The sequence below is a fragment of the Halorubrum sp. AJ67 genome, from assembly GCF_000513435.1.
The window spans coordinates 109,068-110,500 of sequence record NZ_CBVY010000015.1 but is presented as its reverse complement, the minus strand read 5'-3'; the positions used below and the strand labels follow the sequence as shown (position 1 = coordinate 110,500).

General features: G+C 70.1%; 1 protein-coding gene and 1 pseudogene. Both read right to left on the bottom strand.

Annotation, left to right across the window (positions count from 1 at the left end; translation table 11 throughout):
* Positions 1–228 (bottom strand): annotated as a pseudogene (locus BN903_RS11955) (HAD family hydrolase); the annotation flags it as partial.
* The gene (locus BN903_RS11950; RefSeq protein ID WP_048077934.1) at positions 225–1,403 is read right to left on the bottom strand and encodes an acyl-CoA dehydrogenase family protein; all 1,179 of its coding nucleotides are present in this window, start codon (positions 1,401–1,403) and stop codon (positions 225–227) included. The pseudogene BN903_RS11955 and the gene BN903_RS11950, both read right to left, overlap by 4 nt.
* Positions 1,404–1,433 lie beyond the last annotated feature (30 nt).

Here is a 1,433-nt window from a genome sequence, read left to right as displayed (position 1 = left end):
CGGAGCCGCGATCGCCTCCTCGACCTCGTCGCGGATGCCGTACTCGTCGGCCGCGCCGAGCAGTCCCCACAGCTCTTCGGTCGGGGGGATAATGGCGTGTTCCGCGTACACGTCGAGGACCGCCGCCGCGACGGCGTCCCAGTCGACCGCGAGTTCGACGAGCGTCCCGTCGAGGTCGTAGACGACCGCGTCGTAATCGGCGATCCGGGCCCCGACCGGGTCGGTCACTCGCCGAACACCCCGCGGGCGACGATCGTCTTCTGGATCTCGGTCGTCCCCTCGTAGATCTCCGTGATCTTCGCGTCGCGGTAGAGCCGCTCGACGTCGAACTCGGTCGTGTAGCCGTAGCCGCCGTGGATCTGGACCGCCTCGTTGGTCACCGACATCGCGGCCTCGCTGGCGCGGTACTTCGCCTTTGAGGCGGCGACACGGTAGTCCTCGCCCGCCTCCGCCTGCCGGCACGCCTCGCGGACGAGCAGCCGCGCGGCCGACACGTCCGTCGCCATCTCCGCGACCTTGTGCCGGATCGTCTGGATGTCCGCGATCGGGCGGTCGAACTGCTCGCGCTCCTCCGCGTACGACTTCGCCTCGTCGAGCGCGGCCTGCGCGACGCCGACCGCCTGCGCCGCGATGCCGATCCGCCCCTCGGTGAGCGTTCGGAACGCGGCTGAGAGCCCGCCGCCCGGCTCGGTGAGCCGATTTTTGGCCGGAATCCGGCAGTCATCGAAGGTGATCCCCGTCGTGTCCGACGCGCGAAGGCCGAGCTTCTCCTCCTTCTTGCCGACCTCGAAGCCGTCGGTGTCCGCGGGGACGAGGAACTGCGTGATCGCGTCGTCGGCCTCGTTCGTGTCGCTCTCCTCGCGCACCGTCTTTGCGAAGACGACCGCCACCCCGCCGCGCTGCCCGTTCGTGATCCACTGTTTCTCGCCGTTCAGCGCGTACTCGTCGGTGTCGGGGTCGTACGTCGCCGTCGTCGACATCTGGGCCGGGTTCGACCCCGCCTGCGGCTCCGAGAGACAGAACATGCCGACCGGACGCCCAGTTTCGGCCATCTCCGGCAGCCACCGTTCGCGCTGGCTCTCCGTCCCGAACTCGGCGATACAGGAGGTCGCGAGGCAGTGGACGGAGAGCGCGGTCGCGACCGCGAGCGATCCGTGCGCCAGCGCCTCGTTGGCGACCGCGTACGTCGTCTCGTCCGCGCCGAACCCGCCGTACTCCTCGGGGACCGTCAGTCCCGTCAGGCCGAGCTCCGCCAGCCCGTCCCACACGTCTTCCGGGAACGTCTCCGTCTCGTCCGCCTCGGCCGCGGTCGGCCGGACCTCCTCGGCCGCGAACTCGCGGACGAGGTCGCGGACCGCCGCCTGTTCGTCGGTGAGCGCCGAGCCGACGCGTACTCCGGTCATGTCACCGACTTCGATCCGCCACGGAAAAAG